The 13,282-nt window shown below is 73.1% G+C and carries 11 protein-coding genes and 2 tRNA genes; 6 read left to right on the forward strand and 7 right to left on the reverse strand.

Annotation, left to right across the window (positions count from 1 at the left end; all coding sequences use genetic code 11):
- Positions 1–590: 590 nt before the first annotated feature.
- The 5 genes from AB8735_RS38640 to AB8735_RS38660 all read left to right on the forward strand — a co-directional run bounded on the left by AB8735_RS38640 (position 591) and on the right by AB8735_RS38660 (position 4,968).
- Positions 591–1,244, forward strand: a complete 654-nt coding sequence (locus AB8735_RS38640; protein ID WP_372412495.1) for a hypothetical protein — start codon at positions 591–593, stop codon at positions 1,242–1,244.
- A 313-nt stretch (positions 1,245–1,557) separates the two neighbouring features.
- Positions 1,558–3,300: a hypothetical protein gene (locus AB8735_RS38645; protein ID WP_372412497.1), complete on the forward strand. Its 1,743-nt coding sequence runs from the start codon at positions 1,558–1,560 to the stop codon at positions 3,298–3,300.
- 293 nt (positions 3,301–3,593) lie between these two features.
- Positions 3,594–4,361: a TniQ family protein gene (locus AB8735_RS38650; protein WP_372412499.1), complete on the forward strand. Its 768-nt coding sequence runs from the start codon at positions 3,594–3,596 to the stop codon at positions 4,359–4,361.
- 104 nt (positions 4,362–4,465) lie between these two features.
- The gene (locus tag AB8735_RS38655) at positions 4,466–4,726 is read left to right on the forward strand and encodes a type II toxin-antitoxin system Phd/YefM family antitoxin (protein ID WP_372412500.1); all 261 of its coding nucleotides are present in this window, start codon (positions 4,466–4,468) and stop codon (positions 4,724–4,726) included.
- Complete coding sequence (locus AB8735_RS38660) at positions 4,723–4,968, forward strand: type II toxin-antitoxin system RelE/ParE family toxin (protein WP_372412502.1); 246 nt, start codon at positions 4,723–4,725, stop codon at positions 4,966–4,968. Before AB8735_RS38655 ends, AB8735_RS38660 begins: the two co-directional genes overlap by 4 nt.
- A 601-nt stretch (positions 4,969–5,569) precedes the next feature.
- On the opposite strand, the gene AB8735_RS38665 is transcribed toward AB8735_RS38660, so the two are convergent.
- The gene (locus AB8735_RS38665) at positions 5,570–5,908 is read right to left on the reverse strand and encodes an endonuclease domain-containing protein (RefSeq protein ID WP_372412503.1); all 339 of its coding nucleotides are present in this window, start codon (positions 5,906–5,908) and stop codon (positions 5,570–5,572) included.
- Between the two features lie 544 nt (positions 5,909–6,452).
- Positions 6,453–7,298, reverse strand: a complete 846-nt coding sequence (locus AB8735_RS38670; RefSeq protein WP_372412505.1) for a hypothetical protein — start codon at positions 7,296–7,298, stop codon at positions 6,453–6,455.
- A 731-nt stretch (positions 7,299–8,029) separates the two neighbouring features.
- On the opposite strand from AB8735_RS38670, the gene AB8735_RS38675 reads away from it, so the two are divergent.
- Positions 8,030–8,245, forward strand: coding sequence for a hypothetical protein (locus AB8735_RS38675; RefSeq protein ID WP_372412507.1), 216 nt, complete (start codon positions 8,030–8,032; stop codon positions 8,243–8,245).
- A 259-nt stretch (positions 8,246–8,504) separates the two neighbouring features.
- Here the strand turns inward: AB8735_RS38675 and AB8735_RS38680 are convergent, their stop codons facing one another.
- The 5 genes from AB8735_RS38680 to AB8735_RS38700 all read right to left on the reverse strand — a co-directional run bounded on the left by AB8735_RS38680 (position 8,505) and on the right by AB8735_RS38700 (position 13,089).
- A complete protein-coding gene (locus tag AB8735_RS38680) occupies positions 8,505–10,175 on the reverse strand; it encodes a hypothetical protein (protein WP_372412508.1) in 1,671 nt (556 codons plus the stop codon).
- A 343-nt stretch (positions 10,176–10,518) separates the two neighbouring features.
- A complete protein-coding gene (locus AB8735_RS38685; RefSeq protein WP_372412509.1) occupies positions 10,519–10,758 on the reverse strand; it encodes a hypothetical protein in 240 nt (79 codons plus the stop codon).
- Positions 10,759–11,524: 766 nt separating this feature from the next.
- Positions 11,525–11,590: transfer RNA gene (locus tag AB8735_RS38690), tRNA-OTHER, on the reverse strand.
- A gap of 122 nt (positions 11,591–11,712) precedes the next feature.
- A tRNA-OTHER gene (locus tag AB8735_RS38695) sits at positions 11,713–11,783 on the reverse strand.
- A gap of 415 nt (positions 11,784–12,198) precedes the next feature.
- Complete coding sequence (locus AB8735_RS38700) at positions 12,199–13,089, reverse strand: hypothetical protein (protein WP_372412511.1); 891 nt, start codon at positions 13,087–13,089, stop codon at positions 12,199–12,201.
- Between the last annotated feature and the right edge of the window lie 193 nt (positions 13,090–13,282).

The raw sequence follows: 13,282 nt of genomic DNA on the forward strand, positions 1-13,282 counted from the left end.
TCCCGGCTACGCCGGGTAACCCCCGGGCCTTCGGCCCGGGGGCTCGGGCCTTCGGCCCTTCGCGGGTGTGTACGGTGAACTCCCGGGCTTCGCCCGGGAGTTGGCGGGGCCTTCGGCCCTCGCCGGGGTGGGTGGGGGTGGGGGCTGTGGGCGGGTGGGGCGCTCCGCGCCCTGGGGTGTGGGTGAGGCAACTCCTGTGCTGTGCTTCGGAGTTGGGGTGGTTGATGCGGAGTGGGTTGGGCGGCTGCGCCCCCGAGTTGGGATCCGGCGGGGCGCTCCGCGCCCTGTGACTGTGGGGGTGAACTCCTCCGCTGCGCTGCGGAGTTGCTGGCAGCGGCGGGGGGTTTGCTGTTGTAGTGGGGTTGGGCACTTCGCGCCTTGGTTACTTAGTGTAGCGGGTATTGTTGGTGATCTTGGAGCGCTTCGCGCACTCGCAGCGGGCCGGCCGGGTCCCCGGTGGTGGGGGTGATGCTGCTTCAGGATCTCTGCAAGGGCGCTGGGTTGGGGGCGGGGAGCGCGTACAGTGTCGAGCCTTGCAAGTTACAAAGTGGCCGGTGAGGGTGGGGATGGTTCGAGCGGCGAGGTACCCGGTGACGATCTCGGCGGGGTACGGGGCGAAGGCCCGGCTGAAGGAGCTGCTGGAGGCCGGGAAGGCCCGGAGTGCGGTGCTGTCCTCGGCGCCCGAGTGGTGGACGTACGGGCTGCCGCGGGGCGCAGCGGCGGGGGTGCGGGCGCGACGGCGGACGGAGCTCCGGCGGCTGCGGGCGGAGGGGCTGTTGCTGGACACCCGGGACGCCCTGATCGAGTACGGGGTACGCGAGGAGCTGCGGGCGCGCGGCTGGGATCACCCGTGGCCGGCCGCGCCGGAGGAGGCGTGGGATCAGGGGCGGTGGCCCGGCTCGCGGGACGGCGGCTTCCCGGAACAGATCTCGGCTCGCCTGGACACCGCCCTGGTGGAGCGCGTCGTAGCGGCGTGCTGGGCGACCTCGTGCGAGGCGATCGAGGCTCTGCGCCGGTGGCGCGACGAGCACCCCGGGATCACCCCGCCCCGCTACCGGCGCGACGACACCGGCCACGAGGAGCTCGTCGGGCCGCTCGCCGAGTATGAGCGCCTCTCCGCCTGCGTCACCACCACCGGGCAGATCTGGCGCGCCAGCCTGCAGCACGGCCTCGCCCGCGCCCAGGACTTCACGCCGGAAGCGCAGGACAGCACCGCCGGCCAGGGCGGGGACACCAGCAGCTGACAGCGCACGGCCGGCGAGGCCCGCGGCGCAGGCCGGCGGGCCGGGCCCCGGGGCAGACGACGGCCGGGCGCAGCACGGGCCGGCCGGGAAGCGGTGCGGCGCCCGGTGCCCGCCCCTGGAGAGCAGCGCCGCAGCAGGCCACCGGCAACAGCTCCGAGACCCCCGGCCTGTTCCCCTCGCGCGGAGACTTGCAAGTTACAAAGCAGCAGGTCAAATGGGGTGTCATGGTTGCGTGGCGGGGTTGCGAGGAGTACGGTCCCGGGGACGGCGGCGCCCCTTTCGGTGCCGCGAAGTCCGGTGAAGGCGGTGGGATGTGACGCAGCAGCAGGACCTCCCGAACAGCGGCGGGTTGGCGGCGCCCGAGCGGGCCGGCGCGGCGGACGGCAGGCCGGCGGTGGTCAACCGCGGGCAGCTCGCGGCCGAGCTCGGCATCGAGCCATGGATGGTCACCCGCGGCCAGGAGCTCGGCATCGTCCCCGAGCGCACCACCACCAAGGGGTGGAGCCGGCAGGCGGCCGACGAACTCGCCGGCCGCGTCGCAGAGCTGCGCGAGGCGATCGCCGACCGGGAAGGGCTCGGCGCGCGCCGGCTCGCCGAGGAAATCCTCACGCCGGCAACCGGTCTCGCCGTCGCGGCCGACGACGTGCCGGAACTGGCCAGGCGCGGCTTCCTGCGGGTGGTCGGGGACTACTCCGGCTATCCCCTGTACTCGGTCCGCGACGCGAGGGCCCTGACGCCGGACGGGCGCCTCGCGCTCGAGGCGGTCATCGCCGAGCGCGGCGAACGCGAGGCGCAGCAGGAGGCGCAGTGGCAGGCGTGGTGCGCGGTGAGCCTGCCGCCGGACGCGGCCGCGCAGCGGCTCGGCTGGAGCCGCCCCGAGCTCGAGCAGACCGCCGCCGAGGGCCTCATCACGGCCGGGCGCGGCGGCCGGTACCCGCTCGAGGGCCTGGAGGCCCTCGCCGCCGACGAGGAGCTGTGCGAGCGGATCACCGGCGACCGGCTGATCCGCTCCGACGAGGCGGCCGGCCTGCTGGAGATCCGCCCCACAGACTGGAAGCTCGTCGTGACGGCCGGCTGGGTAACCCCCGCCACTGTCGACCAGGCCCGCGTGGGGCGGCGCCGGTGGATCGACGTCCCCTACTACCGCACCCGCGACGTCGAAGCGCTGCGCGAGATGCCCGGCATCGACTGGGAGGAAATCCGGGCTGTGCGGCCCGGACAGCCCAGCCCGCTGCGGGAGTACATCGCCCGGGTACCGGACCGCGCCGAGGCCGTGCACCACTTCGCCGCGGCCCTGGCCGACCGCCACCAGGTCCAGGTGTGGGCGCACTTCGACAACTTCACCGGCATCTGGGAGCTGGAATGGACGCGCGACGGGCACGGCGGGCCGGCACCGGAGGCCGTCGCCGACGAGCTGCGCGCCGACCCGCTGGCCTGTCACCACCGCGCCGTGATCCGCCTCGGCGGCACCCGCTGGGGCACACGCGCCCGCTGGGCACTCCCCCTCACCCAGGCCGGCGCCGCGGTCGTGCTCTGCACCAGGACCGCGCCGCCGCCCGCCGACAGCCAGGCCACGAGCGGGGATGGGGGCTGGGGCAGGCGCACCGGGGAGGAGATGCTCGTGGAGATTGCCGTCGCCGACGCCGCCACCGGGGAACTGCTCCTCGACGCCTGCGTACAGCCGACCGCCCACCTCTCCCCCAGCCCGGAGCCGGACACCGGGAGCGGGCCGGCGCGGGAGTGGCAGAAGATCCTGCCCCGCCTGCGCACCGTCACCCGCGGCCGGCTCATCATCCCCGGCGACCCCGCCGGCGACCGCACCCGCATCACCACCGCCACCCAGCACGCCGGCAAACGCCCCATGCACCTCGCCGACCCCGGTGTCTGGGCCCTGGCCGAGGACGAACGGCCGATCACCGGGCACACCACACGGCTGCCCGCCCGCGAGAGCTGCGCATACGTCCACGAGGAACTCCATCGCCTCGCCCGAGGCCATGGCCGCCAGCACCAGCCGCAGACCCCCGGCCCGAACACCGGCCACCGGGCGCAGCACTGACCGGCCAGCCCAGCGCCGCAGCGGCCACGACCCGAACACCAAGCCCGGGGGCAGCAGGACACGGGCCGGCGCTCGGGTTGTGGTCTGCCTCTGGGGTGCGCCCGATGCCGCCGCTACGATGCTGGTGCACCATCGGGCAACCGCGCCGCGCCCGGTCCGCAGCCCCGACGCCCACACCGCCGGGGGGACCGCAGACGTCCCAGACTCGCGCGAGCGACTTCGTCATGGCCTCATCCACCCTTGGACCGGCCGACGCGTGTGGGGCAGCAGACCGGCAAGGACGTGAAACCGTCATGACCAACCCCCGCAACCGGCAGCTCGACCGCGCCGTACGCAAGTACCAGCGCGAGCACCCCGGCACCACCCTGGACCAGGCCCGCAAAGCCGTCGCCGCACGCGCCGGCCGGCAGCGCAGCCTCCCCGCCCGGATCCCCTCCGCTCCCCTGCCCCGCCCCACCGAAACGCTGGCCGGCTACGTCCAGCGCGTCGCCACCGCGGCCGGCGTCCAGCGGCACCAGGCCATGGAACTCCTCGGCCTCGAACCCGGCACCTCCGCCACCCATCGCCTGGACGAACTCGCCGCCCACCTGCCCGACCGCACCATCCAAGCCCTGCGCGCAGCCACCGGCATGACCACCGCCCAGGCCCACGCCCTCACCAGCCCGGGCGCCGCTCGCCCTGCGGAGGAGACCGCACGGCGCATCCTCCAGGAGAACCTGAACGGCAAGAGCTTCCGCCGCGGAGGCGAAGGCAAGACCTCAATCTCCCCTGGTCTGGCTGCGGCTCTGGCGCTCGGCTTCGCCGAGCAGGCACACATGACCGACAGGAACGCGCCCGCGCTGGCCCGCCTTCTGGCCCAGGAAACACAGCGGCCCCTCGTGATCGACACGGACCGGCCCCGCGACCTCGCCTGGCCCGGCCCGGCGCTCCACCAGCCCGATCTCCTCGACCTTCCCTGGCCGGCCGACGGCAAGACGCCGCCCGCGGACCCCGATCTCGTCGACGAGATCCTCAAGCAACTCGGCATCACCCCCAGCCCGCGCGACCGGCCGACCCCGTAACCGAGCCGAACCAGGCCCGGCCTCCGCACACGGCAGCCCTTCCCCCAGGAGGCAGCCTCCGGCCGCACCAGGCGGAATGTGCGCACTTCTGTAAGCTGGTGTGCATGACGGAGACCACCTACTCGATCGTCGAGGCCCGCGCCCGGCTCGGTGCCATCGCCCGCGAGGTCAGCGCCACCCGCGAGCCGGTCGCCATCACCGACCACGGACACACCATCGCGATACTGGTCAGCCCCGCCGACGCTCTGGAGCTCCAGGAGATGCGGGCCCTGGCTGCCTACCGCGCCCGGCAGAGCCGCGGCGAATCCGCCGGCGTCCCGCAGGACGAAGCACTCCGCCGCATCTTCGGCGGAGCCGAGGCGTGACCTACGAGATCATCTGGGAACCCGAGGCCCTCACCCAGGCGGAGAAGTTCGCCAAGGACGATCCGCAGGGCGTGCGACAGGTCTTCACCGCAGTCGACCATCTCGCCGACGATCCACGGCCTGAGGGAGCCTTCGGCAGCGCCGACCTGCTGCGCATCCACGTCGGGGTCTACCGCGTCATGTACGAGATCAGCGACCAACAAATCCGTATCAGCGTCATCCACCTCGGACGCCTGCACTGAAGACGACGAGAGGGGGGGCGGCCTCATGCAAAGGTGGTCGCCCCCCTTCCGTGTACAGCCCGCACGTCGCACGGGCCACCTCACTCCTCGCCTACTGCTTCTCTCCCCCGCCCCCCCCAAGCTGGCTTCCGGCGGCATCACTCTCGGGCGGCGAAGCCGGACCCTGGCCCGAGCCCTGGGCCGGGGTAGCAGCAGGACGCGGGCCCGGGACGGACGAGACGCAGCGCAGCAGGCGGGGCGGGGCGGCCGGGCCCCCGGCGGCAGGCAGGCCACGGGCGCGGCACGGGCCCGGGAGCACGGCCAGCTGCCCACGGCGGTGGTCGGCACGGGGCCGGCGCGAGCAGGACGCGGCATCAGGGCCTCCGCCCGAACAGGGCGCTGGCGTCGCCGGCGAAGGCCTTGGCCAGGCCCCGCGGGAAAGGGCTGTTCACCCCGTCATCCGGCTCGAACGCGGTGAGGACCGTCCGCCGGTGCCCGAGAGCAGCCGGCGTACCCGCCGCAGGCCGTCCGCGAACTCCTCGCCGGTCACGCCCAGATAGGACAACTCCCCCAGGTACCAGGCCAGCGCGGCCGTGCCGCCGGCCTCGAACCGCCAATGCAGCTACGCCGCCTGGGTCTGCATCCGCCGCCGCGGCACACGCAGCGCCGCCTCCACCGACCCCAGCCAGCTGTTGTAGCTCCTGCACAACACACCGCGCACCCAGCCCGTCCGCCCATCATGGCCGACGGCCGCCGACGGCCTGCGCCCGCACAACTCACAGCCGGGATACTGCCGGAGCAGCCCGGCCCGCCCGGCGTTCGACATCCGCGCGTACACCAGCCCGGGACTGCGCCGCGCCTGCCACTGCCCGGCAGGCACCACCGGGACCGGGACCGCCCGGGCAGCGTGCAGCGGCGGCAACAGACCCGGCCCCTCCGCCACGGCCGCCAAGCGCCCCACACCAAAAGCGGGAACAGGCACACCGGGCGGGCGCTGGACAGGCCCAGCGCTCACGGGCTCGCCAGCAGGCGGACCGACATGTCCCCAAACCTTCAGTCCGAAGGGGGGCGGGGGGTACCGATGGACTGCGGTCCGGAGGGACACCGTGGTGACAGGTGGGACCGGCTGTATCGCTGGGCCCGCTGGTTCGGCCCGCTCTACTCGGTCGTGAAGGCCGTACGGGAGCTGGTCTGACCAGGACCTGAAAGCCGAAGGGCCCCGACCTAGACGGTCGGAGCCCTACACGGTGCTGGTAGAGGGCCTCATCCCTGAAAGCATTGGCCCGCCCAGGGGATGGGGTCCTCGCCATTATACACAGGCGAAAAGAAGACAGCGGTGGCCCTCGCGGCGGGGCACCACGAGAGCCGGAGAGACCTGGCACGAGCCGGTGTTGCGCATCCCCCGCAACACCGGCCGGGCAGGTCTCCGCGGTGGGGAGCAGCGTACGGCGGGGACACCGGCCTGCCCGCGGGGCGCGACGGGACGTCGGGCGTCGCCGGGCGGCTCATCCGGCCGGCGCTTCCACCGCCGAGTCTTCAGCCCCGTCCGCAGCGTTGCCCTCGATGGCCGGCGCGAGGTACTCGGCAACCACCTCCTCCAGGACCGCGAAGGCCTTCTGCGCCCGCTCGCTGCGCGCGCTGCCGAAAGACTCCCGCGGAGCAGTCAGCAGCGCGTGCCAGTGCCGGCCGGACAGCCGCTTCTGCCCGGCCGCCCGCAACGCGAACCGCACCCCCCGGTTCCCCTTCTCCCTCAGCACCGCCTGCTCCGGCGTCACCAGCCGGTACGCGGCATTCGACAGGTTCTGCCGCAGATGCAGCGGCACCTGCTTCCACACCTCGTCATCCGGGCCCGGGAGCAGCAGCCCCCTAGCGGGCCCGGCCTCCGCCCGCACCGGCCCGGCATCCTCACCGGCCCGATCCCGGCGCCGCCGGCCCCCGGAGGAGGCCTGCGCGGACAGCTCCCCGGCGGCGGGAGCGTTCTCGTCCCCCGCCAGCTCCCGGGCCACGGCCGGCTCCTCCGGCCCGGACTCGGACTCGGCTTCCGCCTGGTCCTCGGCGGCGCACCCGCTTCCGCGCACGTGGGCCGCCAGCCCAGCTGCCGGGCCCGCGTAGGCGCAGCCGGCGCACCGCGCCCAGCCCGCCTGCTCCACCGCCTGCGCCACCACCGACCGGCCCGGCCCGAACCCCGCGTCGACCAGCCGCTGCGGCAGGCTCACCCCCTCCACCGCCCGCAACGCCGCACCCGCCGTGATGTCATGCCCCCGCACGAACCACCGCCCGATCTCCGCCTCACCCCCGCACCCGCAGAAACACTCCCCCGTCGGCAACAGCCTCTTCCTCAACTCCGTCATGCCCCGGACCGTAACGGCCCCGGCGGGCACGGCACAGCGAACCCGCACCCCCGACCACAACCAGCCACACCCCGACCACAAGCGACCACCAGACGACCGCACACGACCAACACGCACCACAAACACGCCCACACGACCAGCAGATGCGACGAGCAGGCACAGCATGTCCGCACTCCCCGCCAACATGACCAGCCACCACAACACGCCCCTGCCACCAGCCATCACCACACGACATGCGAGCACGGCATAACAGCGCGCTGATACAGCGCGCTCACACAGCCCGACCAGGCAACACGACACCACAACACGCCACAGGCCACGAGGTGACAACACACCAACATCCCACGCCAGCACTGCACGCCCGAACCCCAGCCCACCCCACACACCACACGAACACGCCAGCAGACCACACCGACCACCACGCCCTGCGGGACAACGGGACGGGGTGCGGGGAGCAGCAGCACCGGGCGCACAGGACGCGGGCACGCGACGACGAGCACACAGACACGGGACGACGGACGAGGAGCCGGCGGCGGCAGAGCGACGGCGGCCGGACCGCCGACGGGCCCGGCAGACCCGGCAGCGGACACCCGGCAGGCCCGGCACGCTCGAGCCCGAGGACGCACCGGCCCGTACGGACGCACCGGCGACGCCAGAGGACCGCGGGCCCGCGATCGCGCCTCACAAACCCCCCGGATGCAGGCCCCGCGGCCGTGGCGAACGATGGAGACATGGAGCGAGTGGTCGTCCACCCGCCGGACAGGCGCGGCTGGCGCCGGGTGACGTACGGCGGCCGCGACCTGGGCACGGCCTACCAGCCGGCCGACATCCCGGTCTTCCTGGAACGGGCCGGATACGAGAACGCCGCCGACGCGGACCTCACCGACGACTCTCTCTTCGACTGGCGCGGCCACGGCCCGGAGGACTGGGAACCGTCACCACCCTGACACCAGCCGGAACACCCACCCGGCAACACGCGGGGCGGTGTGCACAGGCGTGCCATGACGACAAGCACGTCCGGCCCGGCACACCCGAACGGACAACGAGCCCTGACCCACGATCCCCACGTCACACCGCCCGCGGCCGGAGCGCACCAGGACCGCCAGGACCAGCCGCGACAGGCCCGCCGGGCAACGACGGCACGGTGCAGTGCAACAAGCAGCACATGCCCCGCCACCGGCCGACGGCAACCGTCGTGAGTACCGGTCAGGCCGCGGACAGCTCCAGCTGCACAACCCCCCGACACTCCGTGCGCGGACCAGGCAGAACAGCACGGACAGCCCCAGCAGGGAGCTCGGCCCGCCCCGGGTCCGGCGCGTCCAGCCGGTAGAGCGCTGCCTGGTAGGTAGCCGCCGGCTGGTACCAGTCCTCACCCTGAACCGCAGAAGAGACAGCTGCGCCGACAAACAGGCTCACCGCGTCGGCGATCATCTGCGCGATATTCCGCACACCCCGCGCACCCACACGGGTGGGAATGTAGGTCCACGGATAGGTGCGGGGGAAGCCGACCAGGGCGCCGAGCTCGGAGGCGGTGATCGTGGTGGTGCCCTCGCCCTGGGGGACGTGGGCCGGACGGAACCTGATGCCGTACCAGGGGGCGGTGACGCACTGTCCGACGTCGTTGAGCGGGAAGGACCCACCACCCAAGGGCTTGCCGGTCCTGGGGTTCACCCCGCGCTTGCCGCGGGTGTCGGCCCACCAGTCCGCCGGGAGGCCGAGCGCGGCCGCCACGGTCACCTTCGGCAGGGCGGGGCGCCCCTGGTAGGGCTCGATCCGCCGGCCCAGTTCCGGTGCCGAGTCCGGCAGCCGGCCGGTGCGCTTGAGGACGTGCGCCCACATCGCGTCGGCCGCTTCGTCGCCGTCCACGAGTTCCGCGTAGCGGGGCTCCCCGTAGCGGGTGGCGACCATCCAGGCGCGCTCGCGGTGCGTGGCCGCGCCGTAGTCGGCCGCGTCCAGCACCTGCCACGAGCACCAGTCCCAGCCGAAGCCTTCCACGCTGAGCATCTCGGACTGGATGGCCTCGGCCAGGGCGGGACTCTGCCTGAGCAGGTTCGCGCTCTGCTCCATGGTGACGGACACCAGCGGAGCGCCGATCTGCACCAGGCACATCGGCCATATCAGCATCTCGGCCATCAGCGCCGTACGCTCGTCGGAGACCGCCGAGGCCGCCCACTCCCGGAACTCGGCGGGGGTCATGCAGGGGGGCAGGTGGCCGCTCACGCAGTACTCGCCCCCGTCGTCGGCGTCGGGGTGGTCCTCCATGCCGTCGATGACGTCGCCGGAGTAGTGGTGCGGCCCGCCGTAGAGGCTGCACAGGTCGTCCACTTCCAGGAAGCCGAAGGCCTCGCTCGCCTGCCACATGACCGACTGGAGCTCGGAGATCTCGGCGGCGTTCCAGCCGGCACGCTTGCCCGCGCCGGAGAGAGTCTGGCAGGGCGGGGAACCGTGGAAGCGGCGCACGCCCCGCAGGACGGGGTGGCGGGGATCCAGCGTGCGGATGTCCGCCTCGACCACCCAGTGCCCGGCCGCCCGGGCAGTAGCCGCGGCATCACGGTTGAACTCGATCAGCACCCAGTCGCCGCCGTCGTCCACCAGCTGCCGCCCTGCGGACATGCCGCCCGGGCCGCCGAACGCCTCGATACCGCGCTCCGGCATGCCTTCCTCCCACGGCCGGGCCCAGTGCGGCGGGTAGGGAAAAGCGAACTCGGTACAGGCCCGGCAGTCGGCACACTCCGCACCACTGCCGCAGACCATGCAGTCGGCACACGTCCAGCCGTCCCACTCCAGCACCGCCGGCCGGAAACCGTTCGCGTACGGGCGGCCGAACGAGTCCGCCGCAGCACCAGGGGCGGCATCACACGCAGAGATGCTCACCATCACCTTCCTTCATCGTTGAAAGTTCTCGGGGGGGGGGCCGTCACCTCCACGCACCGGACAGCGGCACGGCGGCAGCGGGACGCCAGCCACACCCACCCGGGGGGCTGACCGGACCGGGAAAGCGGCACAACAGGACGTCCTGCGCGCGGTGTTCCGGGCCCGGGGCCATCACGGGCACACCGCCCACAAGGCCAGGGCCTCCGGGCCTCAGAGGCCCGTCAGAGGGGGTTCCGGGCCCACCTCGGGACGGGGCCGCACAGCGACGACGGATGGAGCACGGACCCTGCGGGGGCGCACGCACCCGGCGCCTCCGCCGTCGGTTCGTCGCCCCGTCCCCAGCCGATCACGGGACGATCGGCGTTCCTTCAGGGACGTCACCGGACAGCAGGAACACCGTCGCCCCCGCCTGGAAGTCCCACCGCTCCCGGCCGTCGACTCCTTCAACCGTCAGCCGCACCAGCGGGGAACCGTCGGCCGCGGCCGCCTCCTCGCGGCGCAGCGCGCGCCGTTCCACCGCTCCGTGCCGCTGGGTGTACGCCCACACCCGCGCGCCCACGGGGACGTCCCCAGCCAGCACACTCACCAACGGTCCTCGTACGTACATGCCGCAGGCGCAGCCGCGCGCTGTGCACCGGGTAGGGGTGTAGCGGCCGGGCGCGTGCCGGTCGTGACCGTGCTCGCAGCACCGTGCACGTTCCCCCAGCGCCAGAGGCCCGGCACTCCCCTCAACAGCCAGCGCATTGCGTGCAGCTCGCGCGTCGATGGCGTCCATCGCATGCCGAACGGCGTCGGCCCGTCGGGTCCAACCGCCGGTGATTTCCTCCCGGGACTCGGCGGAGGCCTCCCAGAACACGGACCAGCCGTAGCCGACCGGGCCGCCGTGGTCGAAACCGACCGGCCGATAGGCGCGCAGCGACAAGCCCCGGTAGACGAACCCGTATTCCGAATTCCCGGCAAGGGTGCTGAACTTGGGCAGCGCGCGCTGTGTTGCTGGTCATGGATATGTCTCCGCTTTGGGAAGTCGATGCCGGTCTCGCCCGTGATGTGGGTGGAGCAGCTCATGGGTGTCTTCGCGAGGGCGGGGCGAGGCCGCATGCGCAGCACGCTGGCGGTTCGGTGTCGTGGTGTGCCCGCGCGCGGGTACGTCCGTACCCCCGGCGGGATTCGAATCCCCGGCCTCCCCGCCGCCAGGCCGGGGACCAGATCAGGTAGGGCCCCGCAAGGGGCTTGCCCATCGCCTTCCCCGGCCGACGGCGGCCGGGCCGCCGCTGGCCCCTCCCCAGGAGCAGTGAGCGGCGTGTGTCAGCAGGGCCGGATCCGTGGGGACATCACCATTACTGCCGACACATCGTGGACGGGCGGGAATCGAACCCGCGACCACCCCCAGGGGTGCTCTCCCACTGAGCTACCGTCCCGAGGAGAGCGTCCTCTCCTCTTCAACCCGACCAGTGATCAGCCGGACGGGTCCGTTTGCCGTGCGGTGGCGTGCCCTCTCAACTGGGCCGCGCCTCAGGAGGGGACACACCACCAACACTTCGCGGTCCGAGGGGACTTGAACCCCTGCATACTCACCAGTGGAGCCGCTCTACCGAACTGAGCTACGGACCTCACCGGCGGGGCGACCCCGACCGGCAAGAACTAATTTACGCACCACACGCACGAATGTCAAGTCTTAAGAAATAAGAGAGTGCGCCCCGGTGCGTCAGTACCGGACCAGAACACCCGAACACGCCGAGCGGGACCCGGACTGGCAGCCGGCCTCTCAGCAGCGGCCGCGTGCGGGCCGGGTCCGGACGGTGCAACACGACGCCAGCGGACGGCGCGGGCGCGGCACGACGACGGCCACGGCGATGGAAGAACAGCGCCGGCCGGAGCACCCGCTGCAGCCGACCCGGCCCACAGCGGAACGGGGCCGCACGACCCAGCTGCGCCGCGCCCGCGACCGCCACCTCGGACAGTTCACCGCCAGCAGGGGCACCGGGGTAGCGGGGCCGGACCCCTCCCGGGGCACGGGCAGGAGCGGTCAGGGGCGGTTCCGGTCCTGGCGCTGCGCGTGCAGGCGCACGAGGTCGGCCGCGGTGCAGCCGTTCACCATCAGGTGCGGGACAGCCTGGCGGGCAAGGCGCAGCGCGGTCTGCTCGTCGAAGCGGTGCGCGGCCAGCCAGTCCTCCTCGCGCTCCGAGGGCCGGGGCTCCCTCTCCCACTCACCGTCAGTTCCCAGGCACATCCCGGACCACTTCACCGCCCACCGGCCGCAGCCGCGGTACTCGACCGTGATGTCGAACGCGAAGGCCTCGGGCAGGTCCTCCGGGAGGCTGGTGACGGTGTACTGCGTCACCCTCACCAAGGGCGCGGGCGCATCGGGCGTAGGGGTCATGACCTCTCCTGTCCTGTGGGTGTGCGCCGCGGGCGCGCCGGAGTTGACCGGCCCCGTGTCCGCGACGGTACGGGTGGCGCCGTCGGCAGACACGGCGCGGCCGCTGACGAACTGCGCACCGGGCACGCCGGTGTCCGGTCCGTTCTTCTCACCGCCACCGACCGGCTCTCCCCCGGTGCCGTCCGCGGCACACGCCGCGCAGTCGCCGGCGGGCTGCTCGTGATGCTCGGCGCACAACAGCGCCCAGGTGAAGAAGGGATCACCGGGTATGTCGTACCTGCCGTTGAGGCGGGCGGCCTCGTTGGCGGCCTCAACGGCGCAGCCAAAAGAGCCGGTCAGGCCCTCGTCGATGAGGACGCCGAAGGTGTCGCCGGACGTCGTCGCGGCGCAGGCGGCCACCGGGTCGCCGACGGTGTCGTTGCGGGCGTAGCGGTGGTGCACGCACCGGTTGGAAGCGGGCTTGCGGGACGTCACCGCCAGCAGGTTCCCGCCCGGCTGCGGACCCTGGGCGGCCTTCATGCCCTCGGTCATCTGCACGTGGTTACTCCTTCGTTCGAGGCCGCGCCCGGGCAAGGCAGGCACGGCATGCCAAGTGGCGAAACGGCGGATGAAATCGAGCTGCGCGCGGCGGCTCGTCGGGGCGTGGGCGCAGCAGCAGACGGCGCCGCGGCCGCGCGGGAACGCCGGACGCAGCGCCCACTCGGCGCCGCCCCAGCCGCAGCGCACCGGG

Source organism: Streptomyces luteireticuli, assembly GCF_041519305.1.
Classification (GTDB): Bacteria; Actinomycetota; Actinomycetes; order Streptomycetales; family Streptomycetaceae; genus Streptomyces; species Streptomyces luteireticuli.